This window comes from Rahnella aquatilis CIP 78.65 = ATCC 33071 (assembly GCF_000241955.1).
Taxonomy (GTDB): Bacteria; Pseudomonadota; Gammaproteobacteria; order Enterobacterales; family Enterobacteriaceae; genus Rahnella; species Rahnella aquatilis.
The window spans coordinates 544,929-556,982 of sequence record NC_016818.1 but is presented as its reverse complement, the minus strand read 5'-3'; the positions used below and the strand labels follow the sequence as shown (position 1 = coordinate 556,982).

General features: G+C 50.3%; 12 protein-coding genes. 8 read left to right on the top strand and 4 right to left on the bottom strand.

Annotation, left to right across the window (positions count from 1 at the left end; all coding sequences use genetic code 11):
* Nucleotides 1-18 precede the first annotated feature (18 nt).
* Genes RAHAQ2_RS24775 through RAHAQ2_RS02620 form a run of 4 tightly spaced genes read right to left on the bottom strand, consistent with a single transcriptional unit; the run spans nucleotide 19 to nucleotide 5,014 of the window.
* Nucleotides 19-987 carry a fimbrial protein gene (locus tag RAHAQ2_RS24775; protein ID WP_014333735.1) on the bottom strand — a complete coding sequence of 323 codons (969 nt, stop codon included), beginning with the start codon at nucleotides 985-987 and terminating at the stop codon, nucleotides 19-21.
* A gap of 39 nt (nucleotides 988-1,026) precedes the next feature.
* Nucleotides 1,027-3,624: a fimbria/pilus outer membrane usher protein gene (locus RAHAQ2_RS02630; protein WP_014333734.1), complete on the bottom strand. Its 2,598-nt coding sequence runs from the start codon at nucleotides 3,622-3,624 to the stop codon at nucleotides 1,027-1,029.
* A gap of 44 nt (nucleotides 3,625-3,668) precedes the next feature.
* On the bottom strand, nucleotides 3,669-4,391 hold the full coding sequence (locus tag RAHAQ2_RS02625; protein WP_014333733.1) for a fimbrial biogenesis chaperone: 723 nt from the start codon (nucleotides 4,389-4,391) through the stop codon (nucleotides 3,669-3,671).
* Nucleotides 4,392-4,447: 56 nt separating this feature from the next.
* The gene (locus tag RAHAQ2_RS02620) at nucleotides 4,448-5,014 is read right to left on the bottom strand and encodes a fimbrial protein (RefSeq protein WP_014333732.1); all 567 of its coding nucleotides are present in this window, start codon (nucleotides 5,012-5,014) and stop codon (nucleotides 4,448-4,450) included.
* 671 nt (nucleotides 5,015-5,685) lie between these two features.
* Between RAHAQ2_RS02620 and phnF the strand changes: the two genes are divergently transcribed.
* Genes phnF through phnM form a run of 8 tightly spaced genes read left to right on the top strand, consistent with a single transcriptional unit; the run spans nucleotide 5,686 to nucleotide 12,047 of the window.
* Nucleotides 5,686-6,411: a phosphonate metabolism transcriptional regulator PhnF gene (phnF, locus tag RAHAQ2_RS02615; RefSeq protein ID WP_014333731.1), complete on the top strand. Its 726-nt coding sequence runs from the start codon at nucleotides 5,686-5,688 to the stop codon at nucleotides 6,409-6,411.
* A complete protein-coding gene (phnG, locus tag RAHAQ2_RS02610) occupies nucleotides 6,412-6,855 on the top strand; it encodes a phosphonate C-P lyase system protein PhnG (protein WP_014333730.1) in 444 nt (147 codons plus the stop codon).
* A gap of 3 nt (nucleotides 6,856-6,858) precedes the next feature.
* On the top strand, nucleotides 6,859-7,440 hold the full coding sequence (gene phnH, locus RAHAQ2_RS02605; RefSeq protein WP_014333729.1) for a phosphonate C-P lyase system protein PhnH: 582 nt from the start codon (nucleotides 6,859-6,861) through the stop codon (nucleotides 7,438-7,440).
* Nucleotides 7,440-8,522 (top strand): carbon-phosphorus lyase complex subunit, encoded by a 1,083-nt coding sequence (locus tag RAHAQ2_RS02600; protein ID WP_014333728.1) that lies wholly within the window; start codon nucleotides 7,440-7,442, stop codon nucleotides 8,520-8,522. Before phnH ends, RAHAQ2_RS02600 begins: the two co-directional genes overlap by 1 nt.
* Complete coding sequence (locus RAHAQ2_RS02595) at nucleotides 8,512-9,387, top strand: alpha-D-ribose 1-methylphosphonate 5-phosphate C-P-lyase PhnJ (protein ID WP_014333727.1); 876 nt, start codon at nucleotides 8,512-8,514, stop codon at nucleotides 9,385-9,387. Before RAHAQ2_RS02600 ends, RAHAQ2_RS02595 begins: the two co-directional genes overlap by 11 nt.
* Nucleotides 9,387-10,178, top strand: a complete 792-nt coding sequence (phnK, locus tag RAHAQ2_RS02590; protein WP_014333726.1) for a phosphonate C-P lyase system protein PhnK — start codon at nucleotides 9,387-9,389, stop codon at nucleotides 10,176-10,178. The genes RAHAQ2_RS02595 and phnK overlap by 1 nt, the downstream gene beginning before the upstream one ends.
* Before the next feature lie 28 nt (nucleotides 10,179-10,206).
* Nucleotides 10,207-10,914 carry a phosphonate C-P lyase system protein PhnL gene (phnL, locus tag RAHAQ2_RS02585; protein ID WP_014333725.1) on the top strand — a complete coding sequence of 236 codons (708 nt, stop codon included), beginning with the start codon at nucleotides 10,207-10,209 and terminating at the stop codon, nucleotides 10,912-10,914.
* Nucleotides 10,911-12,047: an alpha-D-ribose 1-methylphosphonate 5-triphosphate diphosphatase gene (gene phnM, locus RAHAQ2_RS02580; RefSeq protein ID WP_014333724.1), complete on the top strand. Its 1,137-nt coding sequence runs from the start codon at nucleotides 10,911-10,913 to the stop codon at nucleotides 12,045-12,047. Before phnL ends, phnM begins: the two co-directional genes overlap by 4 nt.
* Nucleotides 12,048-12,054: the final 7 nt, after the last annotated feature.

The window sequence follows — 12,054 nt, the reverse complement described above, 5'->3', positions numbered from 1 at the left end:
GTTTTATAAAAGAAAAATCTAGTTCATGCGAATATTAAAAATCACTTTGGTATCTATTTTGCCAGCTGTCATTTCGGCATAATTGTAAGGATAAATTTGTGCTTTGTAGCCGAAAGTCCGCTCACCGGTAAATTTCACAGCGGTGCTGTATTTTCCCTGAGTATCCACGGCTGAGCTTGTGCTGCTTAATAGCCTGACGCCCACATTATTTGCACAACTTGTTTCATCACAATTGTCAATATATCCTTTTGTTGCACCGACGGGAAAATCGCCACTGAAACTAAATTCTATAGAAGTTTCCTGCGGACAATCGAGCTTGATCGTGAAAGGGATCTCAGCGCCGCGTCTGACAACTCTGTTTTGGAAATCAGCCAAAGAATAAGTACCGAGTTCGACGTTTTGTACAGGCGTTAAAATGGCACAAGATTTAGGTGCGACATCAACCGGAGTACTCAGACTTATGGTGACAATCTTTACCGGAGTGCCAGGATTAGAATCTGCCACCAAATTGACTTCGCCTATCACGCCTGCCGGAATTGTTCCGCTGTTTATGGTGCCCGTTTGTACGAACTCCAAAAGAACCTTATCAGCAGGTTCGGTACAACTGCTGATGCATTCCGCTGCATCCGGAAAATACATATTCCTTGAGGAAGGCCAACTTAATCTGATGCCCAGCCCCGGAATATTCGTGTTATATACATTATTCAGTGCCTGCTGAGTCGATTCAGGCCGTGTAAATTTCGATCGCCAGGTATTACGAATTAAATTCCCGCAGTTATAGCTGATTGCCGGGGTACTGACTTCCCCTCTTCCTAATACGGTCCCGGAAGTACCTTTCGTGGCTGGTCGCAGGGTAGGAATACTAACGGAAACATTAATCGCCTTACCCTGCGTGATGGTACATTCATTCGCTGCCAATGCTAAAGACACTGGCATTATCCAGGATACTAACCCCAGCATAACGAACGTCATTATTGATTTCATCATGCACCCTCCTATACGTTATGAAACAAATCATGGGACTTTTTATTCACACACTTTATTAAGCGTGGCGATCCCAACTTTTTTCTCGGTGACTTCTTTCTCATCAGGAATATATTTTATGAGACAGGTATATGCCCCCGATTTTTTAGACCAGGTCACTATTAACTTTTGTTCAACATTGTCTTCGGGTTGAGCGATCATTGTCCTTCCGCCCTGCCCGACAATGCCGAGGATATTTTTATTGCTGTCTTTTATCATTGCCCCATAAGGGATAACGCTGCCTTGTTTATCTTTAATCACTAAGAATTTAGTGACATTATTTTTCGTTTTGAAATTCAGTTTCACCGAGGCTCCGGCTGTTGGAACCAGACTCGCTTTGGTATCTTCAACTTCTACGTCCGCTTCTGCGCCTTTTGTATCAAGATAAACATCGTTATATTGATACGGGTTCAGTGAGGAAATAATCGCATAGCCATTTTCAGAAACCTGAGAAGTCATATCAGGATAAACATGCGAACCTGTTGCTCCTTTTGCCTCAACAATGCCGAAGGTGTCACTTAGCGCAGAGGTGTAATTCACACCTCCTTCATGTAATACCACTCCGCCGCTGGCATTCATGGTGGTCATAAATGAAGTTTCAGTCTGGCTATAGCCGACATTTCCTTGCACAGCACTGCCGCTGTACCCCAAATTTATACCTGCATTCGTTTGATGATCCTGAACGTAATTAATCCATCCACCATACGACATCTGATTATATTCGCCCGCTGTACCATTAAGAGCGGTTCTGATACTGGAGTCCTGATCACTGTAACTCACCGAGGCATTCAGCTTAGGGACTTTAGAATGCAACGTACCAAAAGGCACAGACATGCTGAGATATATGGCGTCGTCAGTATTACCATCTTCATCAATGGTTTTGCTGAAATTGATGTTATAACTCATCGCATGCCAGGAGTTTGAATAGCCAAACTGATAACTGCTGGCGTTATTTTTTTCTGTTTTTGAATCCCATGCGCGACCATAATATCCGGAAAGATAAACATTCCCCCAGCCATCGATAAGATTCTGACTGATGTTTATCTCAACTTTGTCGCGATAGTTGATGGGTAAATATTTACCCTCATCATCCTCTAATGCCTGAGCCGTCATCAGTGCATCACTGAGCGTGTAATAATCCTTACTTGAATAACGATAACCCGCAAGGCTGAGGTTCGTTCCGGTGTCATTAAAGAATTTCGCCAGGCTGAGTTTCACACTCATGTCACAGAAACTATCGCAGGACTCCTCATCTTCTTTCTCGAACGAGGTAAATGATCGGGTAATATCCGCACCCAAAGCGCCGATTGGCGTATTAACAGCGGCACCGGCCATTAATGCTGAATATTCGTTATTGTCTGTGGTCTGGAAACCCGTGTATGCAGTGACCTGGTTAGTCAGTCCATACTGGTAAGTACCTTCCATAACCAGCGGCTTATGACGTAATGAATCATTACGTACCTCACCCACTGTTGTTGAAAACCTCGACTGCCCTGGACGCAATAACATCGGTACGCTGGAGTAAGGCGTAACAAAGGTACGAACCTGACCCGTCGCCTCGGTAATCGTGACCTCCAGATCCCCGCCATAACCCGTGGCATAAAGATCCGTGATTTCAAATTCACCCGGCGGCACCGTCAGTTCCTTAAGCACGTTACCATTTTGCCTGATGGTTATTTTTGCATTGGTGTCAGCCACGCCACGGATCACCGGCGCATACCCTCTGAGAGAATCAGGCAGCATACGTTCATCGGTTTCTAACGTGACACCGCGCAGCGAAACGGTATTAAACAGTTCACCACTGGTGTTGATATCCCCGGCTTTCATTTCTGCTTTGAGAGGCGCAATCGCCCGCTGAACATACGATGAAATATGATCCCATTGTGTTGAGGTACTGTCTTTCGTGACACTGTCGTAAGTATAAAAACGCCATGCTCCCAGCTTTAACGAAGAGATCGCATTTCCGTAATAATAATCATCAGAAGTATGATCATTGCTTCGCATGTTAGTTGCACTGAGCGAATAGTTTACGGCTAAAGAAGGCACACCATTATCCCAAAGCTCAGGGTTAACATAGCCTTCCGGATTATTGAGTAAGCTGACTTGGGGTATTGAAAATGATAGTGTTTCTTCATCAGCGTCATACTTAAACGACGCTGACGGAATGAGCTTACTCAATAAAATGCATTCATCCTGATCCCAGCCTGCCTGCAGTTTTGACGTATCAATATCAAATTGATAAACATATTCTTTAGTCAAGCACGGTTGTACGTCATGCGTTCCGGCGACAGCGACATATTTAACTTTCTTTGTACCAATAGATTTGCCATTGATTTCGATATCCACATGATAGTTTCCTGGCTGTGTTACGCTTTCATTATCAAATGCAGAGAGATCCATGCCAGCAAGATTACCTACCATAAATCCGTTATTAAATTTTATAGATTTCTTTTCTTTTACCGAATTTGATGATTCGATATTGTTTTCAGGCACAACTGGCGTAACGGGCGTTTCTTCACAAAACGCATTACTGACCACAACACTGAAAACTCCCGCCATAAATGCAGGAATATGCTTTGATGCCTGAATGTAACGAATCACAAAAATATTCCTTTATCTATTGTAACAACAGGCAGAAGCGGTTATTACAACTTGAATTCCTTGCTAACAAATGCACCAAGATCAGTGATGAAAGTATAATTTAGTACAGGTGAAGCTACGCTTTTCACGTCTTTAAATTCAAAAACCTTACTGCTAAAAGGTTCGATAGTATCACCCTGAAGGATATTTTTTTCCTGCCCGACCATTTTTATGGAGGCATACGAAATATAATAAGGTGAATTATTACTTCCCGTAAATTTATAACCCGTAGCCGTTTTTTGAGCTGACCATTGGACGTTTTCCGACGCAGTTATCAGATCACCTTTAAGTCCTGCCGGGCGATAGAAGAACTTAAGTCTTGTTCTTACCGCAATGTTCATCAAATTTTTATCTGCTGCGTTCTCATCCTCTGGTGGTATATCGAGAATGTTTATCCAAAGCATCGTTTCACGGTCCTGTGGATATTTTGCCGTGGTTTCATCCGTCGGAAATATTCGCAGTACTTTACCTTTCCCTTTATTTATCCTGGAAATAGGCGGATTGATGACAAAGGGCAAGTTTTCTTTATCATCAATTTTTGATTCCCTTCGGCTGTCGAGCCAGACCTGAATAAGCGCAGGCGCGTCTCCTACATTATTAATACGAACCGATTGTTCTTTCTCTTTCGCATTAAAAATAACGCGAGTTCCCATTACCTGAATAGAGGCTTCGGCCGGCGAAAGAAATACGAAGAGTAAAGGCAACAGGATTGCCAGGTTCAACTTCATCTTAAACACTCCTTTTTATTCATAAGCCGGAATACCAAGTACTCCGGCGTCTTATCTTAGTTATAAATAATGGAGTAAACGATATCGGTATTTACGGTACCTGAGGTGGATGCTCCGCCCGTAGCAATATACTGAGCCCAGTAATCGAAACGTGCAGTATTATTTGTAATTTCTTTACCTGTAGTAGGATCCGTTACCGGCACACGTAAATCGATGGCTTGTTTATTTTCATCGGACAGGACAACCTGAACTTTCGTTGCAGAACCTGTTGCAGTTGAGTTCTGCAAATTACCTGTTGCGCTGTCAATCTTGGTGCTTGCAGCACGTTCCCATGAAACATTAGCAAATTTACCGTTCGGACACTCAGCACCGCTTAAACTAATATAAAACGGCGTATCACCCGCTTTCTTACCTGGTGCACTTAACGCAGTAGTGCTGACAGGTTTAAGATTAACGGTAAAAGTCCCGGATGGTGTTAAGCCAGCGTCAGTTCCCCCTTCAACGATACAGGTTGCATCACTGATAGTGCCCGTAAAAGTAATTGTGCCATCTTCAGCACTGGCTGCCATGCTGCTGGCAAATAAACAAACAGGTAATAATAAAATCTTGGATTTTTTTAACATAACTAACTTTTCCTTGTTAATTGAATAATATAAGCAATGGCCAGAAGACGCATATTGTACATAAATGCGTGGCACTTTAAATATATACTAATTTTTAACAAATCACTTTCAGATAAAATCAATCATTTTTTGTATGTTCTTTAAAGCAAACATTAAAATAACGAATCTATTTGTGGAATCATTATACATTCATGTTCAAATTCAGCATTAAAAACACTGAGTTATATTTTTAAAAACACAATATGTGTTAAGTATTTAGCTTAGCTAATATGTCAATTTTTAAAATTAAGCTCAGAGGGATTATAAATTAAAATAACTTAAGATCGAAAAATTAAAAAATAGCCATTAATTTTTACATTTCTTAAAATTATAAAAATCAATGAAATCAAATAGAAATCGATATTTACCATAATCTGCCCCATCAAGATGTTACAAAGTCGCCGTTCGAAAAGTTCCCTCTATTTTTAATATTTCTTCCTGTATTTCATCTTTCACATCATTGCAACCAGGCCTTCACCCAACTGTCACGTAACTTCTCCAACATGATGCCAACACCGAACTGAGGTTTGCATCATGGCTTCTTTATCTCGTTTCCATAAAAGTCTCCGGCGACTGCGCAGTATCGCAGCGCCACCCTTTGTCCGTTTATCCTATGCGAGGTATTCATTGTGATGAACTTATCTAGACATCCGACCAGTCACACGACGGTATATCAGCAAATCGCTGCTGAACTGGAACAGGAGCTGCGTAACGGTTACCGCTGCGGCGATTATCTGCCGCCGGAACAACAGCTTGCCGAACGTTTTCAGGTGAACCGTCATACGCTACGTCGTGCAGTGGATGAGCTGGTCGATCGCGGCTGGCTGCAACGCCGTCAGGGAATAGGCACGCTGGTGCTGATGCGCCCTTATGATTATCCGCTGCATTCGCAGGCACGTTTCAGCCAGAACCTGCTGGATCAGGGGAGTCACCCGACCAGCGAACGTCTGCTGGCGGTGCTGCGTCCGGCCACCGATCACGTTGCCGCGGCGCTGTCACGTCAGGAGGGCGACACGGTGATCCACCTGCGCACGCTGCGCCGCGTCAACGGCGTGCCGGTCTGCGTGATTGATCACTACCTGCCGGATCTCGACTGGTGGCCTGCGCTGCAAAACTTCCACAGCGGCTCATTGCACGATTTTATCCGCGAGGAAATTAAGCAAAAGCTCACCCGCCGCACCACCCGCATTAATGCCCGCCGTGCACTGGCGAAAGAAAGCAAATTACTCGAAATCGTACCGCAGGCACCGCTGCTGTGTGTCCGCACCCTGAACATTTGTGAAGGCAACGAGTCAGTGGCGGAATACTCCGTCAGCCTGACGCGCGCCGACATGATCGAACTGACCATGGAGCACTGAATGGATCACCTGCAAACCCGTCAGCGCTGGATGTCGGTGCTGGCTCACAGCCGTCCCGATGAGTTGCTTGCGCACTGGCAACCGCTGAATTTGTCACCGCAATTTGAACGACTCCGTGCCGCTGAAACCGGCCTGACTCAGCTTCAGGGCCGGATGGGCGGTACCGGCAAACGCTTCGTGATGGGCGACATGACCGTTACCCGCGCGGTTATCCGGACAGACAGCGGCGTCTGTGGCTACAGCTATGTCGCCGGTCGTAATAAGGCCCACGCCGAACTGTGCGCAATTATTGATGCATTACTGCAAATACAGGGCATGGACGAACTGCTGCATAAACGCGTGATAGCACCGCTGGCCGCACTGCAACAGGAACGCCGCCAGCAACGCGCCCGTGAGGTGGCTTCCAGCCGCGTCGATTTCTTTACTCTGGTTCGCGGAGAATAACGCATGTCACTTGTTGCCAGTTTTCAACATCCGGTTGCCGATGCGCAGTACAGTTTTCGCCGTATCCTTAAAGCGTTAAGCGAGCCCGGTGTCAGCGTACAGTTACCTGCCATGCCCGGTTTCGGCGCATTGGGTTCCGCCAGCGCGTGCGTGCTGCTGACGCTTATCGATCAGGACACACCGTTATGGCTGAGTGCGTCGCTTAACGATGAAATCCTGCGTAAAAACCTGCGTTTTCATACCGGCGCGGTGCTCACCGATGACCCGTCGGCTGTCAGTTTTGCACTGGCTGATCCGGCGCTGGACAGCGCTACCCTGCTGGCTTTCCCGTGCGGCGATGAAATGTCGCCGGAACTGTCGACCAGCGTGATTGTTCAGCTCGAAAGCCTGACCGGCGGCACCCCGCTGCGTCTGCGCGGGCCGGGCATTGAGAACAGCCGAACCCTTTCTCCACAGTTGCCTGATTGCGTACGCGATTATCTGCTGAACCGCCCTCACCGTTTCCCGCTGGGTCTGGATTTTATGTTCACCTGCGGCGAAGAACTGATTGCCATACCGCGCACCACGCGCGTGGAGGTGTGCTGATGTACGTCGCCGTTAAAGGGGGTGAGAAGGCGATTGCCGCCGCTCACCAGTTGCTGGCGCACGAGCGCCGTGGCAACACCGGGGTAAATGAAATCGGTTGTGACCAGATCGAACAACAACTGGGTCTGGCGGTCGATCGTGTCATGAGTGAAGGCGGGATTTACGACCGTGAACTGGCAGCGCTGGCGATTAAACAGTCCGGCGGGGATCTGGTTGAAGCCATTTTCCTGCTGCGCGCTTACCGCACCACATTACCGCGTCTGGCCACCAGCGAGCCGCTGAATACCCAGGCGATGCGCCTTGAACGCCGTATTTCCGCTATCTACAAAGATTTGCCCGGCGGTCAGGTGCTCGGCCCGACTTACGATTACACCCACCGTCTGCTGGATTTTGCCCTGCTGGCCGAAGGTGAAGCACCGTTCACACCCATAGCCGATGAACCCCAGCCGGAAGAGTGCGGCCACGTGTTTGATTTGCTGACGAGTCAGCAGCTGGCAGTTCGTGAAGAAGATGACGGCACCGAACCGGAAGACATCACCCGCACGCCACCGGTATTTCCGGCATCCCGCGCGGCACGTCTGCAACAACTGGTGCGTGGCGATGAAGGTTTTCTGCTGTCGCTGAGTTATTCCACCCAGCGCGGCTACGGGCGCACACATCCGTTCGCCGGTGAAATCCGTACCGGCTGGCTGACCGTCGAAATCGTGCCGGAAGAACTGGGCTTTGCGATTGATATAGGCGAAATCCTGCTGACCGAATGCGAGATGGTGAACGGTTTCATCGCGCCGGAAGACAAGCCGCCGCACTTTACCCGCGGTTACGGGCTGGTATTTGGTCGTGCTGAACGCAAGGCGATGTCGATGTCGCTGGTCGATCGCGCACTGCAAACCCGTGAATACAACGAACAGATCAGCAGTCCGGCGCAGGACGAAGAATTCGTATTGTCCCATGCCGATAACGTCGAAGCTGCCGGTTTTGTCTCGCACCTCAAGCTGCCGCATTACGTCGATTTCCAGGCCGAACTGGAGTTGTTAAAACGCCTGCGTGCCGCGAAAGAACAGGATCCCGCCAATGAACAATAATGCCGCTCAAACGATTACCGGCTACAACCACGGTTATCTCGACGAGCAGACCAAACGTATGATCCGCCGTGGGATCCTCAAAGCCGTGGCGATCCCCGGTTATCAGGTGCCGTTCGCTGGACGTGAAATGCCGATGCCTTACGGCTGGGGCACCGGCGGGATCCAGCTGACTGCCAGCGTGATCGGCGAAAAAGACGTGCTGAAAGTGATCGACCAGGGTGCTGACGACACCACCAATGCCGTGTCGATCCGCAAATTCTTCCAGAGCGTCGCGGGGGTGAAAACCACTGAAAAAACGGTGGAAGCCAGCCTGATCCAGACTCGTCACCGCATTCCGGAAACGCCGTTGCAGGAAGATCAGATCCTGATTTTCCAGGTGCCGATCCCGGAACCGCTGCGCTTTATCGAACCGCGTGAAACCGAAACCCGCAAAATGCACGCGCTGGAAGAGTACGGCGTGATGCAGGTAAAGCTGTATGAAGACATCGCCCGCTTTGGCCATATCGCCACCACTTACGCCTATCCGGTGAAAGTGAATGACCGCTACGTGATGGACCCGTCGCCGATCCCGAAATTTGATAATCCGAAAATGAACATGATGCCGGCATTGCAGCTGTTCGGTGCCGGACGTGAAAAACGTATTTACGCCCTGCCGCCGTTCACCAAAGTCGAAAGCCTGGATTTCGACGATCACCCGTTCACCGTCCAGCAATGGGATGAACCTTGTGCAATTTGCGGCTCGCATCACAGTTATCTTGATGAAGTGGTGCTCGACGATCAGGGCAACCGGATGTTCGTGTGCTCCGACACCGATTTTTGTGCTCAGCAGGTTGAGCAACAGGCTTCCAACGAGGGTAACCGCTGATGAACACTCCGTTAAATCTCACCGCCGGACCGTTGTTGTCGGTGAATAACCTGACCCATCTTTATGCACCGGGCAAAGGCTTTTGCGATGTGTCGTTTAATCTGTTTCCCGGCGAAGTGCTGGGGATTGTTGGCGAATCCGGTTCCGGCAAAACCACGCTGTTGCAGTCGATTTCCGCCCGCCTTGCGCCGCAACAAGGCAATGTGATTTACAACAACGGGCAAGCCCCGGCGCAATCTCTGTATGACATGCCTGAAAGTGACCGCCGCCGCCTGCTGCGTACCGACTGGGGCGTGGTGCATCAGCATCCGATGGACGGCCTGCGTCGTCAGGTTTCAGCCGGGGGTAATATCGGCGAGCGTCTGATGGCAGTCGGTGAGCGCCATTACGGCAATATCCGCAAGAAAGCCGGTCAGTGGCTGGAAGATGTCGAAATTCCGGTTTCACGCATTGATGACCTGCCGACCACGTTTTCCGGCGGCATGCAGCAACGTCTGCAAATCGCCCGTAACCTGGTGACCCACCCGCGACTGGTGTTTATGGATGAACCGACCGGTGGCCTCGATGTGTCCGTTCAGGCGCGCCTGCTGGATTTACTGCGCACGCTGGTGGTGGAAATGCAACTGGCGGTGGTGATTGTCACCCACGACCTTGGCGTCGCCCGCCTGCTGGCGCACCGTTTACTGGTGATGAAACAAGGTCAGGTGGTAGAAAGTGGTTTAACCGACCGCGTACTCGACGATCCGCATCATCCGTACACGCAGCTGCTTGTTTCTTCCGTGCTGTCCTGAATCTAATTCCAGAGAAAGAGTGACCAAAATGACGACGAAGCTCAGGGTCGAAAATCTCAGTAAAACTTTCGTTCTGCATAACCAGAACAGCGCCAGATTACCGGTGTTCAGCCACACCAGCCTGACGGTCGATGCCGGGGAATGTGTGGTACTGCACGGCCATTCCGGTAGCGGAAAATCCACCCTTTTGCGCTCTTTATACGGCAATTATTTGCCGGACAGCGGCAACATCTGGGTGGAACATCAGGGGCAGCAGATCGACATGGTCAGCGCCGAAGCGCGTGAAATTCTGGCGGTCCGACGCCATACGGTTGGCTGGGTCAGCCAGTTTCTGCGGGTCATTCCGCGTATCAGTGCACTGAATCTGGTGATGCAGCCGCTGCTCGAGCTGGGCGTAGATAAAGCGCAGAGCGAATCCCGTGCCAGCGCATTGCTGCGCCATCTGAACGTGCCGGAACGTCTGTGGCATCTTGCGCCCTCAACGTTTTCCGGCGGCGAACAACAGCGCGTGAATATCGCCCGGGGTTTTGTGGTCGATTATCCGGTGCTGTTGCTCGATGAACCGACCGCCTCGCTGGATGCGGTCAATCGCGCGGCGGTGGTGACGCTGATTGAACAGGCCAAAGCGCGCGGTGCGGCAGTGGTCGGGATTTTCCATGATGAGGATGTGCGCGAACGCGTTGCCGATCGTTTGTATGAAATGAGCCCTGAAACCGCGCCGGAGGTGTCCGTATGATCATCAATAACGTCAGACTGGTACTCGACGATCAGGTTGTTGAAGGATCGCTTGAGATGAAAAACGGCGTGATCAGTGCCTTCGCAGACAGCAGCAGCCAGTTACCGCAGGCGCTGGATGCGCAGGGCGGCTGGTTGCTGCCGGGTTTAATCGAGCTGCACACCGACAATCTGGATAAATTTTTCACGCCGCGCCCGAAAGTTGACTGGCCGGCACATTCAGCCATGAGCAGCCACGATGCCCTGATGGTCGCCAGCGGCATCACCACGGTGCTGGACGCCGTCGCCGTCGGCGATGTGCGCGACGGCGGGCATCGTCTGGATAATCTGCAAAAGATGATCGACGCTATCATCAACAGTCAGAATGCCGGACTGAACCGTGCCGAGCACCGTTTGCATCTGCGCTGCGAACTGCCGCATGAAACCACCTTGCCGTTATTCGAAAAACTTATGGATACGTCAATACTGTCACTGGTTTCGCTGATGGACCATTCGCCGGGCCAGCGCCAGTTCGCCACACCCCAGAAGTACCGTGAGTATTATCAGGGCAAGTACAACCTTAATGACCAGCAGATGGACGACTATCAGGAAGAGCAAATCGCCCTCTCGCGCCGCTGGGCACAACCAAACCGTGAAGCTATTGCCGCGCACTGCCGGGCACGCAATATTTCACTGGCCAGCCACGACGACGCGACTGCCGCGCATGTTGAAGAATCGCTGGCACTCGGCAGTGTGATCGCCGAATTCCCGACCACTGAAGAGGCCGCACGCGCCTCGCACGCCAACGGTTTGCAGGTACTGATGGGGGCACCGAATATCGTGCGCGGCGGGTCCCATTCCGGCAATGTCGCGGCGCACCATCTGGCCTCGCTCGGCCTGCTGGATATTCTCTCTTCCGATTACTATCCCGCCAGCCTGCTCGACGCGGTGTTCCGCATTGCCACCGATGACAACAACGCATTCAGCCTGCCGCAGGCGGTGAAGCTGGTGACGCGCAATCCGGCTAACGCGCTCGGGTTGCAGGATCGCGGAGAAATTGCCGAAGGCAAACGCGCGGATCTGGTACTGGCGCGGGCGCATGGCGACCATCACTACGTGCAAAACGTCTGGCGTCAGGGCATTCAGGTGTTCTGAGAGGATG

Coding starts and splice junctions, on each gene's coding strand:
- RAHAQ2_RS24775 (WP_014333735.1), bottom strand. CDS start 987: ATGATGAAATCAATAATGACGTTCGTTATGCTGGGGTTAGTATCCTGG.
- RAHAQ2_RS02625 (WP_014333733.1), bottom strand. CDS start 4,391: ATGAAGTTGAACCTGGCAATCCTGTTGCCTTTACTCTTCGTATTTCTT.
- RAHAQ2_RS02620 (WP_014333732.1), bottom strand. CDS start 5,014: ATGTTAAAAAAATCCAAGATTTTATTATTACCTGTTTGTTTATTTGCC.
- phnF (WP_014333731.1), top strand. CDS start 5,686: ATGAACTTATCTAGACATCCGACCAGTCACACGACGGTATATCAGCAA.
- phnG (WP_014333730.1), top strand. CDS start 6,412: ATGGATCACCTGCAAACCCGTCAGCGCTGGATGTCGGTGCTGGCTCAC.
- phnH (WP_014333729.1), top strand. CDS start 6,859: ATGTCACTTGTTGCCAGTTTTCAACATCCGGTTGCCGATGCGCAGTAC.
- RAHAQ2_RS02600 (WP_014333728.1), top strand. CDS start 7,440: ATGTACGTCGCCGTTAAAGGGGGTGAGAAGGCGATTGCCGCCGCTCAC.
- RAHAQ2_RS02595 (WP_014333727.1), top strand. CDS start 8,512: ATGAACAATAATGCCGCTCAAACGATTACCGGCTACAACCACGGTTAT.
- phnK (WP_014333726.1), top strand. CDS start 9,387: ATGAACACTCCGTTAAATCTCACCGCCGGACCGTTGTTGTCGGTGAAT.
- phnL (WP_014333725.1), top strand. CDS start 10,207: ATGACGACGAAGCTCAGGGTCGAAAATCTCAGTAAAACTTTCGTTCTG.
- phnM (WP_014333724.1), top strand. CDS start 10,911: ATGATCATCAATAACGTCAGACTGGTACTCGACGATCAGGTTGTTGAA.